This window comes from Paracoccus sp. T5 (assembly GCF_048538155.2).
GTDB lineage: Bacteria > Pseudomonadota > Alphaproteobacteria > Rhodobacterales > Rhodobacteraceae > Paracoccus.
In genome coordinates, this window is the sequence record NZ_CM135809.1 from 855,106 (window position 1) to 867,645 (window position 12,540).

Below are 12,540 nucleotides of genomic sequence, written 5' to 3' on the forward strand. Positions count from 1 at the left end.
TCCTCAGGCTCCGTCGAAGTCGCACAGGGCATGGACAGGCACGTCCAGTGCTTCCAGCAGCCGGCGGCCGCCCAGTTCGGGCAGGTCGATGACAAAGGCGCAGCCGACGACGGCCGCCCCAAGGCGCTGGCACAGCCGGATCGCCGCTGCCGCCGTGCCGCCGGTGGCCAGCAGGTCGTCAACGATCAGCACCCGTTCGCCGGCCCGCAGGGCGTCGTCATGTATCTCCATGATCGCCTCGCCATATTCCAGCTGATAGGCTTCGGAAATGACCGTGCCGGGCAGCTTGCCCTTTTTCCGGATCGGTACGAAGCCTGTCGAGAGCTGATGCGCCACCGCGCCTCCCAAGATGAATCCGCGCGCCTCCAGCCCCACCACCTTGTCGATGCGCGTGCCGGCATAGGCGTGCAGCAGCTGGTCCACCGCCATGCGGAACCCGCGCGCGTCGGCGAACAGCGTCGTCACGTCGCGAAAGATGATCCCCTCATGCGGAAAGTCGTGGATCGAGCGGACATAGTCCTTGACGCTGCGGCTCACGCGGGGCGCTCCATCTCGAAGATCTCCTGCACGGCGCAGTAATCCTTGTAGCCAAGCCGGGCAAGCCAGCCTCCGGCAGGGCGCGGGTCGAACCGGCCCTCGACCACGCAGTCGTCGCGCAGATGCACCCCCGTCACCACGCCGAAGACGGCGTAATTCGCCTCGCCCGCCAGGGGCACGATCTGGGTCATGCGGCATTCCAGCGCCGCCGCCGCCGTGGCCACGCGTGCGCAGTCGATGGTGGTGCAGGAGGTGGCCTCCAGTCCTGCCGCCTCGAACTCGCTCTGCCCGGCGGGCAGCGGGGCCGAGGTGGCGTTCACCGCATCGCGCAGCTCGCCGCAGGCGATGTTGACGCAGAAGACCCCGGTCTCGATGATCTGGGCGACGCTGTCCTTGGTGCCCTGTCGGTCGCGCTTGGCCCCGGTCGAGGCGAACATGACCTGCGGCGGCACATAGGCGACCGCATTGAAGAAGGAATAGGGCGCCAGGTTGTCCCCCTGCGCGCCGCGGGTCGAGATCCAGCCGATCGGGCGGGGCGCCACGATCGCGTTGAAGGGGTTGTGGGGCAGGCCGTGTCCGGCTTCGGGGCGATAGAACATGTGGCGGCCTCCTGGGGATTTGCGTGCTCAACCTGCCACCGCTTTTCCGGCGGTGCAATGTTCCGCCTGTCGCAAACCCATGTTAAGGGGCCGCCGGACCCATAGGAGGCGCGATGTTCGAGATCTGCCCCGAAACCCCCGCGGACGAAACCGAGGTCGAGGCGCTGTACGACCTGTGCTTTGCCCCGGGCCGCACCGCCCTGTCGTCCTATCGCCTGCGCGACGGCGTTCCCCGCGTGGCCGACCTCTGCCTGGTGCTGCGCGACCAGACCGGCACGCTGATGGCCGCGATCCGCTTCTGGCCCGTGCGCGTGGACGGCCAGCCGGTGCTGCTGCTGGGGCCGATCGCGGTTCATCCGACGGCGCAGGGCGAAGGCCTGGGCGGGCTGCTGATGCACGACAGCCTGTCGCGGGCGCGGCGGATGGGCTGTGAACGCGTCCTGCTGGTCGGCGATGCGCCCTATTATTCGCGTTTCGGCTTTCAGCGCCTCGATGAGGTCGAGATGCCGCCGCCCACCAACCCGGACCGGGTCCTGGGGCTGGAACTGAAGCCCGGTGCATGGGTTGGGCTGACGGGTCCGGTCCAGCGCGAAAGCCAGGTGCCGCCCGAGAAGACCGATCCGACCGGCTGCATCGCGGTCGAGCACCCGAAAGAGGTTGCCCATGCCCCCGACACTGCCCCCCGCCCGCATTCTTCCGCCGATCAACGATCCTGCGACCCGTGACCAGATCGACCGGCTGGCGCGCCGCTATCTGGAGGCCTCAGGCGCCGGGATGGCGCTCATGGCCCGGATCGGCAACAGCGCCGAGGGGCTGATCGCGCGCCTGCCGGGCTTTGTGCGCAGCCGGTTGGACAGCGTCACCCGTGCGGCCCTGACCCGCGCCTTCGGCGCCGCCTCGGGCAGCCGCCGGCTGCTGCGCGACCGGGGGGACTGGTTCAACCGGCTGGCCTCGACCGTCAGCGGGGCTGCGGGCGGGGTGGGGGGCTTTGCCGGCGCGCTGGTCGAGCTGCCCTTCACCGTGACGCTGCTGCTGCGGGCGATGCTGGACATCGCGGCCGAACATGGCCTTGATCCCGACAGCGAGGAGGTGCGGCTGGAATGCCTGCGCATCTTCGCCGCCGCAGGACCGATGGCCGATGACGACAGCACCGATCTGGGCCTTCTGGCGGCGCGCCTGTCGGTCACCGGGCAGACGGTGCAGGGCCTCGTCAGCAAGGTGGCGCCGCGTCTGTCGGTATCCCTTGGCCAGAAGATGGCGGCGCAGGCGGCGCCGGTCTTTGGCGCAGTGGTGGGGGCCTCGATCAACTACACCTTCGCGCGCTACTATCAGGAACTGGCGCGGGTGCATTTCGGGATCATGCGCCTGAGCCAGGAAACCGGCCTGCCGCGCGAGGCGCTGACCGAGGCCCTGCGCCTGTCGATCGAACGTCAGCAACCAGGCCGCTAGCCCCTCACTCCTCCTGCGCGTCCAGCGCCAGGGGAGAGACCGGCGCCGCCAGGTCCTCGGTCGTCAGAGGGCCGGCCGGACGGGCCAGCCGCGCCTTGGTGATCCACATCAGACGTTCCTGCGCGCGGGTGATGGCGACATAGGCCAGCCGCTTCCACAGCGCGATCCCGGCCTCGCTGCGGTTCGACCAGGCGGCTGCGGCGATGTCGGGACCAAAGACCTGCACCTCGGGCCACTGGCTGCCCTGGGCCTTGTGGATGGTGACCGCTGCCCCATGCAGGAAGGCCGCGCCCATCCGCGCGGCATAGGGGATGAAGGGCTCGGCCTCGTCCGGCATCTCGATCTTGACGATCGAGGCGGCCGAGAGGCGCGGGTCCTCGGCCCCGATGACGTGCAGGCGCGAGAACCCCGGCTTGCGGCCCGGCCCCAGATAGACGACCTGCGCCCCCTTGATCAGGCCGCGGGCTTCCAGGTCGATGCGTTTCTTGCGGTGCTTCAGCGGCAGTTCCAGGCCGTCGCAGATCAGCGGCTCTCCGGGCAGCAGCGCGTCGCCGGGCGCCCCAAAGGCGGTGCGGAAGGCGTGGATCAGCCGGATCCGCGTGGCATTGCGCCAGACCAGCACGGGGCTGCGCGCCATCAGGTCGCTTTCCACGCGCTCGGCCCAGACCACCCGGTCGTCCTTGCGCGCCGCCGCCCGGATCATGCTTTCGAAATCCTCGAAGGTCAGGCGGTCGTCGGCCAGCGCATGGGCCAGGTCCAGGATGGGGCTGTCGTCGGCCTGCCGGTGGATGCGGCTCAGCATCAGGCGCTGTGCCGGGGCCAGACGGTCAAAGACCATCTCTCCGGACTGGCCCACGGGGGCCAGCTGCGCGGGATCGCCGAACAGGACCAGCACGGGAAAGATCTCGCGCAGGTCCTCGAACTGCTTTTCGTCCAGCATCGAGGCCTCGTCGATCAGCCCGACATCCAGCCCGTCCTCGCGCCGCTTCCAGCCGCGGATGAAATCCGACCCGCGCAGGCCCGCCGTCGCCAAGGCGCCGGGGATCGAGGCATGCTGGTCGAAGAAGGCCTTGGCCTTGTCCATCGCCAGGTCGGTCAGGCCCTCGATCACCGGCCGGTCGCCCTGGCCCGTCAGCCATTCGGCGATCTTCTCGTATTCCGGGTCATAGACGGGGGTATAGAGGATGCGGTGGATGGTCGTGGCCGGCACGCCGCGCATGCGCAGCACGAAGGCCGCCTTGTTGGTGGGCGCCAGGATCGCGACGCTGCGCCGGTCCTTGCGTTTCTTGCCCTCATAGTCGGGGCTGATCAGCTCGACCCCCGCTTCAAGCAGCGCCTTGGTGATCTGCGACAGCATCAGCGTCTTGCCGGAACCGGCCTTGCCGATGACCGCCATCACCCGACCTTTGCCCGACTCGGGCGGATGCAGTTCTTCTGCAATGATGTCGATACCTGCCGCGCCGAAGGTCTCGGCCAGCGCATCCCATGCGTCGGCCTGGTCGGGGGACAGAGTCGGGGCAGGGGCGGGGGCACTCATGCCGATCCCTTAGCCTGCCTTGGCGGGAAAGCGAAGCACCCTGCAACCTTTTGGCCCGCCCATGCGTGGATGGGGGGCAAGTGAGGACGGAGTGTCGCGATGATCGAATTGTTTTTCGTCACCTGCCTGCTGAGCGATCCCGAGCGGTGCAATGACCACAGCCTGCTGTTCGAGGAGCAGAACGGGCTGTTCAGCTGCATGCTGCAAAGCCAGAACGAACTGGCGCGTTGGGTGGAGACCCATCCGACCGAGCAGGTGCGCGAATGGAAGTGCCGCTATGCCGGCGAGGCCGAGCGCAAGGCCTGACGCGGTTCTCGCGTCGGCGGACGGGCAGGGGCAGCCCGTGGCGCCCCTGCCGCAGTGATCAGCGGCGGCCGGCTTCCAGCGCGTCCTCGAAGGTGCGCAGGCCCGCGACCGGGGACTGGACCAGGACCGACATGTTGCCCGGCTTGTGCTGGTTGCGGTACATCTTCATATGCGCCTGCGGGATTTCGGCCCAAGGGAACACCTCGGACATGCAGGGGTCCAGGCGCCGTTCCAGCATCAGCTTGTTCGCGGCGCTGGCCTGCTTCAGATGCGCGAAGTGGCTGCCCTGGATGCGCTTCTGGTGCATCCACAGGTAACGCACGTCAAAGGTGCAGTTGAAGCCCGTGGTGCCTGCGCAGATGACGACCATGCCGCCCTTCTTGCAGACCAGGGTCGAGACGGGGAAGGTCGCCTCTCCGGGATGTTCGAAGACGATGTCGACGTTGTTGCCCTTGCCGGTGATGTCCCAGATGGCAGCCCCGAACTTGCGCGCCTCGGTGAACCATTCCTTGTATTCGGGCGTGTTCACGGTGGGCAGCTGGCCCCAGCAGCGGAATTCCTTGCGGTTGATGACGCCCTTGGCGCCCAGGCCCATGACGAAGTCGCGCTTGTCCTCCTCGCTGATCACGCCGATGGCATTGCCGCCGGCCGCGTTGATCAGCTGGATCGCGTAGGAGCCGAGGCCCCCCGAAGCGCCCCAGACCAGAACGTTCATGCCGGGCTTCAGTTCGTGCGGCTCGTGGCCGAACAGCATCCGATAGGCGGTGGCCAGCGTCAGCGTGTAGCAGGCCGATTCTTCCCAGGTCAGGTGGCGCGGGCGGGGCATCAGCTGCTGCGCCTGCACGCGGGTGAACTGGGCAAAGCTGCCGTCGGGGGTCTCATAGCCCCAGATGCGCTGCGTGGGCGAATACATCGGATCGCCGCCGTTGCAGTGTTCGTCGTCGCCGTCATCCTGGTTGCAATGGATCACGACCTCGTCGCCGACCTTCCAGCGCTTGACCTTGTCGCCGACGGCCCAGACGATGCCCGACGCGTCCGAGCCCGCGATGTGATAGGGCTGCTTGTGCACGTCGAACATGCTGATCGGCTTGCCCAAGCCCGCCCAGATCCCGTTATAGTTGACGCCGGCCGCCATCACCAGGACCAGAACCTCGTTGCTGTCGATGCTGGGCGTGTCGACGACCTCCAGCTGCATCGCCTGGTCAGGCTCGCCCTGCCGCTCGCGCCGGATCGCCCAGGCATGCATCTGGGCAGGCACATGGCCCAAGGGGGGCATCTCGCCCACGGCATAGAGATCTTTGACGGGTGCTTCGTAGGGCGCGATCTGATTCGGGGCGTCGAGTGCCATGGGGGTCTCCTGAAATACTGCAGTGCAGAAAGTTCTCTTCCGTGCTTTACGATCCAAAAAGCAACATTGCAACTATTACTCGCCCATATGAGCAACAAAATTTCCTGACGGCGACTGCCCGCTCATCAATGGCCGTGGCGTGCAACAGCCACGGTCCCGGAATGGCATCTTGTGCATTCTATTCCTATACGAGAGCCCGCGATGCGTGCGTCTGGTTCATGATCAAGGATATTTTAATGCCCATCAACAGCGCCAAAGCGCCGGTTTTGCCCATTGAATCCTTGCGCTCCATCGCCGTGCTGCTGCTGGTCAGCTTCCATGTGATCGGCGGGGTCAGGACCGACGGGCTTCAACTGAGCCATCCGCATCCCTTGCGGATCTATGGCGACCTGTTCGTCGACGTGCGGATGCCGCTGTTCGCCTTCGTCGCCGGGGCGGTCTACGCCCTCAAGCCGCCGCAGCGCGGCACGCTGATGCCTTTCCTGTTGGGGAAATTCCGCAGGTTGGCGGTTCCCGGCATCACCGCGATCACCGTGTTCATGGCCTTCGGCTATGCGATCGACGGCCGCCTGCCATTCGAGGGTCATTTCTGGCAGGCCTATTACCGCCATTACGAGATCTTCTGGTTCCTGCAGGTCATGCTGATCATCTTTCCGCTGCTGGGTGCCTTGGATGCGCTGACGCGCGGCGCGATCCTGTGGCCGGCGCTGATCCTGTCGCTGCTGGCGATCGCGATGGGGTGGTCCTTTGACAGCGATCTGATGGCCGCCAACCGGATCACGCATCTGCTGGGCTACCTGCTGCTGGGCGTGGCCTTCATCCGTCATGTCGAGACGCTGGAGGCCCATCGCGGACTGGCCGTGACCTTGGCCGCTTCGGCCTTTCTGGCGGGGCTGGCAATAAACCTCTGGATCATGCGGGAAACCGGCCGCCCCTCAACCGAGCGTCTGGACCTGCAAAGCCTGCTCTTCGCCGGCGGGGCCTGCGTGACGGCGATGCTGGTCCTGCCGCGGCTGCACTGGCTGTCCTGGCTGGGGGCGTTCTCGCTGACCATCTACCTCTACCACATCCTGGTCACCTCGGGTGCGCGCCGGACGCTGCAGGCCATCGACATCGAATCATCGGTCGTCCATCTGCTGCTGGGAACGGCGCTTGGCATCCTCCTGCCGGTGCTGCTTCAGGTGATCGCGTCGCGGTGGCAGGTCACGCGCCTGCTGGTCCTGGGCCTCAGGGCGCGCCCCCGGCGCACCTGAGCCTGCACCATGCCGCACTGCGGCGAATTGACGGCGCAGTTTCCTGTCTGTATCAATCGTCGCAAGGAAATAATGTTGCGAGGACCCTGATATGGTCGAGAAGGACAAACCCTGGCTCTTCCGCACCTATGCGGGCCATTCTACGGCTGAAAAATCGAACGCGCTCTATCGCACGAACCTGGCAAAGGGGCAGACAGGCCTGTCGGTGGCCTTCGACCTGCCCACGCAGACCGGCTATGACAGCGATCATGTGCTGGCGCGGGGCGAGGTCGGCAAGGTAGGCGTGCCCGTCTGCCACCTGGGGGACATGCGCGCGCTGTTCGACCAGATCCCGCTGGAGCAGATGAACACCTCGATGACGATCAACGCCACGGCGCCCTGGCTTCTGTCGCTGTACATCGCCGTGGCCGAGGAGCAGGGGGCGGATGTCTCCCGCCTGCAGGGAACGGTCCAGAACGACCTGATCAAGGAATACCTGTCGCGCGGCACCTATATCTGCCCGCCCAAGCCGTCGCTGGCGATGATCACCGACATCGCCGCCTTTACGCGCCAGCATCTGCCGAAATGGAACCCGATGAACGTCTGCAGCTATCACCTGCAGGAGGCGGGCGCGACGCCCGAGCAGGAGCTGGCCTATGCGCTGGCGACCGCCGTGGCAGTGCTGGACGACCTGAAGGACAAGGTGCCCGACGACAGCTTTCCCGAGATGGTCGGGCGCATCAGCTTTTTCGTGAATGCCGGCATCCGCTTTGTCACCGAACTGTGCAAGATGCGCGCCTTCACCGAGCTGTGGGACGAGATCACCCGCGACCGTTACGGCATCACCGAGGAGAAATACCGTCGGTTCCGCTATGGCGTGCAGGTCAACAGCCTGGGCCTGACCGAGCAGCAGCCCGAGAATAACGTCTATCGCATCCTGCTGGAGATGCTGGCCGTCACGCTGTCCAAGAACGCCCGCGCCCGGGCCGTGCAGCTGCCCGCCTGGAACGAGGCCTTGGGCCTGCCGCGCCCCTGGGACCAGCAATGGTCGCTGCGCATGCAGCAGATCCTGGCATACGAGACGGACCTGCTGGAATATGGCGACCTTTTTGACGGCAACCCGGTGATTGCCGCCAAGGTCGAGGCGCTGAAGCAGGGCGCGCGGGACGAGCTGGCCCTGCTGGACCAGATGGGGGGGGCGATCGCCGCCATCGACTACATGAAGGCGCGGCTGGTCGAATCGAATGCCGCGCGGCTTGGACGGATCGAGGCCAACGAGACGGTCGTGGTGGGTGTGAACCGCTGGCAGCAGGCCGAGCCGTCGCCGCTGACGGCGGGAGATGGCGGCATCATGGTGGTCGATCCGGCCGTCGAGCAGGACCAGGTCGATCGCCTGCAGGCCTGGCGCGCCGCGCGCGACGAAGAGGCCGTCCAAGCCGCCCTTGCGGCGTTGCGCGCTGCGGCGCAGCGGGGCGAGAACGTGATGCCACCCTCGATCGCGGCGGCAAAAGCCGGGGTCACGACCGGCGAATGGGCGGGCGTGATGCGGGCGGTGCATGGAGAGTACCGGGGCCCCACCGGCGTCTCGGCCAGCCCGTCGAACCGGACTGAAGGGCTGGAGGAGATCCGCGAGGCGGTGGACGCCGTCAGCGCGCGCTTGGGCCGCCGGCTAAAGTTCCTGGTGGGCAAGCCGGGCCTCGACGGCCATTCGAACGGGGCCGAGCAGATCGCGTTCCGCGCCCGCGATTGCGGCATGGACATCACCTACGAGGGCATCCGCCTGACGCCGGAGGAGATCGTGGCCCGCGCGCAGGAGCAGGAGGCGCATGTCGTGGGCCTGTCGATCCTGTCGGGCAGCCATGTCCCGCTGATCGAGGACCTGATGAGCCGCATGCAGGTCGCGGGGCTGGGCCATGTGCCGGTCATCGTCGGCGGCATCATCCCGGATGAGGACGCCCGCAAGCTGGCCGCCATGGGCGTGGCACGGGTCTATACGCCCAAGGATTTCCAGCTGAACACGATCATGATGGACATCGTGGCGCTGGTGGAGCCGGGCGCGGTCGCCGCCTGACTAGGGGCAGGTGCCGCAAACGAAAAGCGCCGCCCCTTGGGGGCGGCGCTTTCCTGTCGTCGAAGGCGGGCTGATCAGAAGCCCAGGCCTGCATATTTCGACTTGAACTTGGTCACGCGGCCGCCGGCGTCCATCAGCTTGGCCGAGCCGCCGGTCCAAGCGGGGTGCGAGGTCGGATCGATGTCCAGCGACATGGTGTCGCCTTCGCCGCCCCAGGTCGACCGCGTCTGGTAGGTCGTCCCGTCGGTCATCTTGACCTCGATCATGTGGTAGTCGGGATGGATCTCGTTTTTCATCTGGTGACCTCTGCTCAGGCTTTCGCGTCCGACAGCGGACGGTAGTTGGTCTTTTCGGCGATACGAGCCGATTTGCCGCGACGGTCGCGCAGATAGTACAGCTTGGCGCGACGCACCTTGCCGCGGCGCACGACCTCGATCGAATCGATGTTGGTCGAATAGAGCGGGAACACGCGTTCCACGCCTTCGCCGAAGCTGATCTTGCGCACGGTAAAGCTGGCCGCGATGCCGCTGCCGCCCTTGCGCGAGATGCACACGCCTTCGTAGTTCTGCACGCGCGAACGCGTGCCTTCGGTCACTTTGTAGCCGACGCGGATGGTGTCGCCGGCCTTGAAGTCGGGAATGGTCTTGCCAAGCTGGGCGATCTGCTCGGCTTCGAGTTCTGCGATCAGGTTCATCGCTGTGGGTCCTTGTCATGCTCGCGGTGGTTCCGCGATTGGTCTGATGCGCCCGAGCGCTGTCGGTCCTTTGCCGGGTCCACCTGCGTTTCCGCATGTGCCCGCCACAGATCGGGGCGGCGTTCCTTGGTCAGCCTTTCGGCCTCAGTGGCGCGCCAGTCGGCGATGGCCGCGTGATTGCCCGACAGCAGAACCGGCGGGATCTCTCGGCCGTCCCAAAGGGCGGGCTTCGTGAACTGGGGGGCTTCCAGAAGGCCCCTGTTGCCGATGGAAAAGGATTCCTCGGCCAGAGAATCCTGATTCCCCAGCACGCGCGGTATAAGCCGGACCGTCGCGTCGATCAAGACCTGTGCGGCGATCTCTCCGCCGGTCAGGACATAGTCGCCGATGCTGATCTCCTCGACCGCGTGGGCGTCCAGGACACGCTGGTCCACCCCCTCGAACCGGCCGCAGATCAGGACGACGCCGGGGCCCTTGGCCAGCTGGCGGGCGCGCTCCTGCGTCAGGGGCTTGCCTCGCGGCGACATGTAGATCACCGGCAGCGGCTGGCCGCGTCCCGCCTCGCGCAGGGCCGCGTCCATCACGTCGGCGCGGATGACCATGCCGGCACCGCCGCCCGCGGGCGTGTCGTCCACGTTGCGGTGACGGCCGGTGCCAAAGTCGCGCAAGGGGATGGTCTGAAGGTTCCACAGGCCCTGCGCCAGCGCCTTTCCGGTCAGCGACAGGCCCAGGATGCCGGGAAAGGCCTCGGGGAACAGGGTGACGATGCGGGCGGTCCAGGCGCCCTGGACCTGCGGCTCGGCCATCAACTCGCGCGGGCGCAGGCTGGGGCGGATCGCCAGCCGGCCGTGGGACTTGGGCGTGTCGGTCATTCGTCGTCGCCGGGCGGGTCGGCGACGATGCGGCCGGCGGTCAGGTCCACCGTCGGCACGATGGCGCGGGTGAAGGGCAGCATCAGCACGTCCTTGCCGCCCACGATCTCCAGGATGTCGCCGGCGCCGTGGTCATAGATCGCGCGCACCCGGCCAAGCGGCTGACCGCCAGTGTCCACGACCTGAAGGCCGATCAGGTCGGCATGGTAGAATTCGTCGTCGGGCAGCGAGGGCAGGGCGCTGCGCGGAGCCCAGAGGGTGACGCCGCGCAGGGCCTCGGCATCCTCCCGGGTGCTGACGCCCGACAGGCGGGCGCCCAGGCCGCCGGTCACGGCGCGCGTCAGGCTGAGGGTGAAGACGCGGTTGCCGTCCTCGGATGTCAGGGGGGCATAGGTGGCGATGTCGGCCGGTTCGGCGCAGAAGCTTTTCAGCCGCACCTCTCCGTGGACCCCGAAGGCCCCCGCGATCGCGCCGACGCAGATGCGGTCTTCCGTCATTGTCACACCTTTGAAAAGGGTCTGGCGGGGTTGCCCCCGCCAGCGTTCATCACTCGGCTTCGGCCGGGGCGGCGGCCTTCTTGGCGCGCTCTTCGGCGCGGGCCTTGGCTTTCTTGCCCGGCTCGGCCTTCTTCATGTTCTTGCGCTCGGTCTTTTCGGTCACGCCGGCGGCTTCCAGGAAACGCGCGACGCGGTCGGTCGGCTGTGCGCCGTGGCCCAGCCAGTACTGGATGCGCTCGACGTCCATCTTGACGCGGTCTTCGCTGTCCTTGGCCAGCAGCGGGTTGTAGGTGCCCAGCTTCTCGATGAAGCGGCCATCGCGCGGCATGCGCGAATCGGAGGCGACGATCGCGTAATGCGGGCGCTTCTTGCTGCCACCACGGGCGAGGCGGATCTTCATGGCCATTCGGTTTTCTCCTTTGAAATGGCGGGGTCAGGACGTGCCGGGGGCGCGGCCTTAGGATTGGTATTGCTCGTGGTGCCGGATGACTTCGGCGATCACGAAGTTGAGGAATTTGCGCGCGAATTCCGGGTCCAGATCGGCCTCGCGCGCGAGGCGTTCCAGCCGCTCGATCTGCTGCGCCTCGCGCGAGGGATCGGACGGCGGAAGGTCGTGGTCGGCCTTGAGGCGGCCGACGGATTGGGTGTGCTTGAAGCGCTCGGCCAGCGTATAGACCAGGATGGCGTCCAGCCGGTCGATGCTGGCACGATGCTCTGCCAGAAGCGCGGCGGCACGGGTGGTGGTGTCCATCAGGCGGAAACCTCCGGCCGTTGATTTCGCACAAATATACTATGCACCGGTCGTGCACCGGATGTGCACCGGGTGTGCACCAGATAGGGTGCGCATTTCGGGGTCATGCGGTGGCCCCGGGCGCGGGGTGGCGGTAGACGAGGCCAGGGGCGTCGAACGACGCCGGCTGCTGGGCCTTGGGGTCGAGAACCGCGCCCAGACGCTGCGCCAGTGCGATCGAGCGCAGGTTGTCGCTGTCGATATAGCTGACAGCGGTCGTCCAGCCGAGGGCGGTGAAGGCGTGGTCGCGGGCGGCGCGGGCCGCCTCGGCCACGAGGCCGCGGCCTTCGGCGGCGGGGGACCAGGCGGTCCAGCCAAGCTCATGCTCGGGCCAGCCTTCCGGAAACCAGGGGCCGGTCATGCCCAAGGCCGTGTCGTCGCCCTTGATCGTGAAGACGAACATGCCAAAGCCGCGCAGCACCCAGTGACCCACGACATGGCCGAAGGCGCGCCAGCTGGCGCCCTCAGGCAGGTCCGGGCCGCCGCCGATGAAGCGCGCGCGGTCGGAGCCGTGGAAGCTGCGCCAGTGCGGCCAGTCGCTGCCCTGCGGCGCGCGCAGGGTCAGGCGTTCCGTTTCTAGGACCGGAGTGGGCGACAGCGTGATCACG

The 12,540-nt window shown here is 67.1% G+C and carries 15 protein-coding genes and 1 pseudogene; 5 read left to right on the forward strand and 11 right to left on the reverse strand.

Annotated features, from left to right (window positions below; genetic code table 11):
* Window positions 1–3: 3 nt before the first annotated feature.
* Window positions 4–537 (reverse strand): adenine phosphoribosyltransferase, encoded by a 534-nt coding sequence (locus tag ACNR9W_RS04275; protein WP_419270648.1) that lies wholly within the window; start codon window positions 535–537, stop codon window positions 4–6.
* Entirely contained in the window at window positions 534–1,136 is a 603-nt protein-coding gene (locus ACNR9W_RS04280; RefSeq protein WP_419270650.1) for a flavin reductase family protein, read from the reverse strand. Before ACNR9W_RS04280 ends, ACNR9W_RS04275 begins: the two co-directional genes overlap by 4 nt.
* A gap of 113 nt (window positions 1,137–1,249) precedes the next feature.
* Between ACNR9W_RS04280 and ACNR9W_RS04285 the strand changes: the two are divergent.
* A pseudogene (locus tag ACNR9W_RS04285) lies at window positions 1,250–1,732 on the forward strand (GNAT family N-acetyltransferase); the annotation flags it as partial.
* A 67-nt stretch (window positions 1,733–1,799) separates the two neighbouring features.
* Window positions 1,800–2,585: an EcsC family protein gene (locus ACNR9W_RS04290; RefSeq protein WP_419270652.1), complete on the forward strand. Its 786-nt coding sequence runs from the start codon at window positions 1,800–1,802 to the stop codon at window positions 2,583–2,585.
* A 4-nt stretch (window positions 2,586–2,589) separates the two neighbouring features.
* Here the strand turns inward: ACNR9W_RS04290 and ACNR9W_RS04295 are convergent, their stop codons facing one another.
* A complete protein-coding gene (locus tag ACNR9W_RS04295; protein WP_419270653.1) occupies window positions 2,590–4,122 on the reverse strand; it encodes an ATP-dependent DNA helicase in 1,533 nt (510 codons plus the stop codon).
* A gap of 99 nt (window positions 4,123–4,221) precedes the next feature.
* Between ACNR9W_RS04295 and ACNR9W_RS04300 the strand changes: the two genes are divergently transcribed.
* The gene (locus ACNR9W_RS04300) at window positions 4,222–4,428 is read left to right on the forward strand and encodes a hypothetical protein (RefSeq protein WP_419270655.1); all 207 of its coding nucleotides are present in this window, start codon (window positions 4,222–4,224) and stop codon (window positions 4,426–4,428) included.
* Window positions 4,429–4,486: 58 nt separating this feature from the next.
* Here the strand turns inward: ACNR9W_RS04300 and ccrA are convergent, their stop codons facing one another.
* Window positions 4,487–5,776, reverse strand: a complete 1,290-nt coding sequence (gene ccrA, locus ACNR9W_RS04305; RefSeq protein WP_419270657.1) for a crotonyl-CoA carboxylase/reductase — start codon at window positions 5,774–5,776, stop codon at window positions 4,487–4,489.
* Window positions 5,777–6,057: 281 nt separating this feature from the next.
* On the opposite strand from ccrA, the gene ACNR9W_RS04310 reads away from it, so the two are divergent.
* Together ACNR9W_RS04310 and ACNR9W_RS04315 are read left to right on the forward strand one after the other, a co-directional pair.
* Entirely contained in the window at window positions 6,058–7,029 is a 972-nt protein-coding gene (locus tag ACNR9W_RS04310) for an acyltransferase family protein (protein ID WP_419270659.1), read from the forward strand.
* 91 nt (window positions 7,030–7,120) lie between these two features.
* Window positions 7,121–9,079, forward strand: a complete 1,959-nt coding sequence (locus tag ACNR9W_RS04315; RefSeq protein ID WP_419270661.1) for a methylmalonyl-CoA mutase family protein — start codon at window positions 7,121–7,123, stop codon at window positions 9,077–9,079.
* Window positions 9,080–9,153: 74 nt separating this feature from the next.
* Here the strand turns inward: ACNR9W_RS04315 and rpmE are convergent, their stop codons facing one another.
* The 7 genes from rpmE to ACNR9W_RS04350 all read right to left on the reverse strand — a co-directional run bounded on the left by rpmE (window position 9,154) and on the right by ACNR9W_RS04350 (window position 12,539).
* Window positions 9,154–9,375, reverse strand: coding sequence for a 50S ribosomal protein L31 (gene rpmE, locus ACNR9W_RS04320; RefSeq protein ID WP_111298986.1), 222 nt, complete (start codon window positions 9,373–9,375; stop codon window positions 9,154–9,156).
* A gap of 14 nt (window positions 9,376–9,389) precedes the next feature.
* Window positions 9,390–9,773 carry a 50S ribosomal protein L19 gene (gene rplS / locus ACNR9W_RS04325; RefSeq protein WP_111298987.1) on the reverse strand — a complete coding sequence of 128 codons (384 nt, stop codon included), beginning with the start codon at window positions 9,771–9,773 and terminating at the stop codon, window positions 9,390–9,392.
* Window positions 9,770–10,645 carry a tRNA (guanosine(37)-N1)-methyltransferase TrmD gene (gene trmD, locus ACNR9W_RS04330; RefSeq protein ID WP_419270664.1) on the reverse strand — a complete coding sequence of 292 codons (876 nt, stop codon included), beginning with the start codon at window positions 10,643–10,645 and terminating at the stop codon, window positions 9,770–9,772. The genes rplS and trmD overlap by 4 nt, the downstream gene beginning before the upstream one ends.
* Complete coding sequence (gene rimM / locus ACNR9W_RS04335) at window positions 10,642–11,142, reverse strand: ribosome maturation factor RimM (RefSeq protein ID WP_419270666.1); 501 nt, start codon at window positions 11,140–11,142, stop codon at window positions 10,642–10,644. The genes trmD and rimM overlap by 4 nt, the downstream gene beginning before the upstream one ends.
* 49 nt (window positions 11,143–11,191) lie before the next feature.
* Entirely contained in the window at window positions 11,192–11,548 is a 357-nt protein-coding gene (rpsP, locus tag ACNR9W_RS04340) for a 30S ribosomal protein S16 (RefSeq protein ID WP_419270668.1), read from the reverse strand.
* Between the two features lie 51 nt (window positions 11,549–11,599).
* Complete coding sequence (locus tag ACNR9W_RS04345) at window positions 11,600–11,896, reverse strand: chorismate mutase (RefSeq protein ID WP_419270718.1); 297 nt, start codon at window positions 11,894–11,896, stop codon at window positions 11,600–11,602.
* Window positions 11,897–11,996: 100 nt separating this feature from the next.
* Complete coding sequence (locus ACNR9W_RS04350; protein WP_419270669.1) at window positions 11,997–12,539, reverse strand: GNAT family N-acetyltransferase; 543 nt, start codon at window positions 12,537–12,539, stop codon at window positions 11,997–11,999.
* Window position 12,540 lies beyond the last annotated feature (1 nt).

What these genes read in the sequence shown, in the direction of transcription:
- ACNR9W_RS04300 (WP_419270655.1), top strand. Translation starts at nt 4,222, where the DNA reads ATGATCGAATTGTTTTTCGTCACCTGCCTGCTGAGCGATCCCGAGCGG.
- ccrA (WP_419270657.1), bottom strand. Translation starts at nt 5,776, where the DNA reads ATGGCACTCGACGCCCCGAATCAGATCGCGCCCTACGAAGCACCCGTC.
- rimM (WP_419270666.1), bottom strand. Translation starts at nt 11,142, where the DNA reads ATGACGGAAGACCGCATCTGCGTCGGCGCGATCGCGGGGGCCTTCGGG.
- ACNR9W_RS04295 (WP_419270653.1), bottom strand. Translation starts at nt 4,122, where the DNA reads ATGAGTGCCCCCGCCCCTGCCCCGACTCTGTCCCCCGACCAGGCCGAC.
- trmD (WP_419270664.1), bottom strand. Translation starts at nt 10,645, where the DNA reads ATGACCGACACGCCCAAGTCCCACGGCCGGCTGGCGATCCGCCCCAGC.
- ACNR9W_RS04290 (WP_419270652.1), top strand. Translation starts at nt 1,800, where the DNA reads ATGCCCCCGACACTGCCCCCCGCCCGCATTCTTCCGCCGATCAACGAT.
- ACNR9W_RS04315 (WP_419270661.1), top strand. Translation starts at nt 7,121, where the DNA reads ATGGTCGAGAAGGACAAACCCTGGCTCTTCCGCACCTATGCGGGCCAT.
- ACNR9W_RS04280 (WP_419270650.1), bottom strand. Translation starts at nt 1,136, where the DNA reads ATGTTCTATCGCCCCGAAGCCGGACACGGCCTGCCCCACAACCCCTTC.
- rplS (WP_111298987.1), bottom strand. Translation starts at nt 9,773, where the DNA reads ATGAACCTGATCGCAGAACTCGAAGCCGAGCAGATCGCCCAGCTTGGC.
- rpsP (WP_419270668.1), bottom strand. Translation starts at nt 11,548, where the DNA reads ATGGCCATGAAGATCCGCCTCGCCCGTGGTGGCAGCAAGAAGCGCCCG.
- rpmE (WP_111298986.1), bottom strand. Translation starts at nt 9,375, where the DNA reads ATGAAAAACGAGATCCATCCCGACTACCACATGATCGAGGTCAAGATG.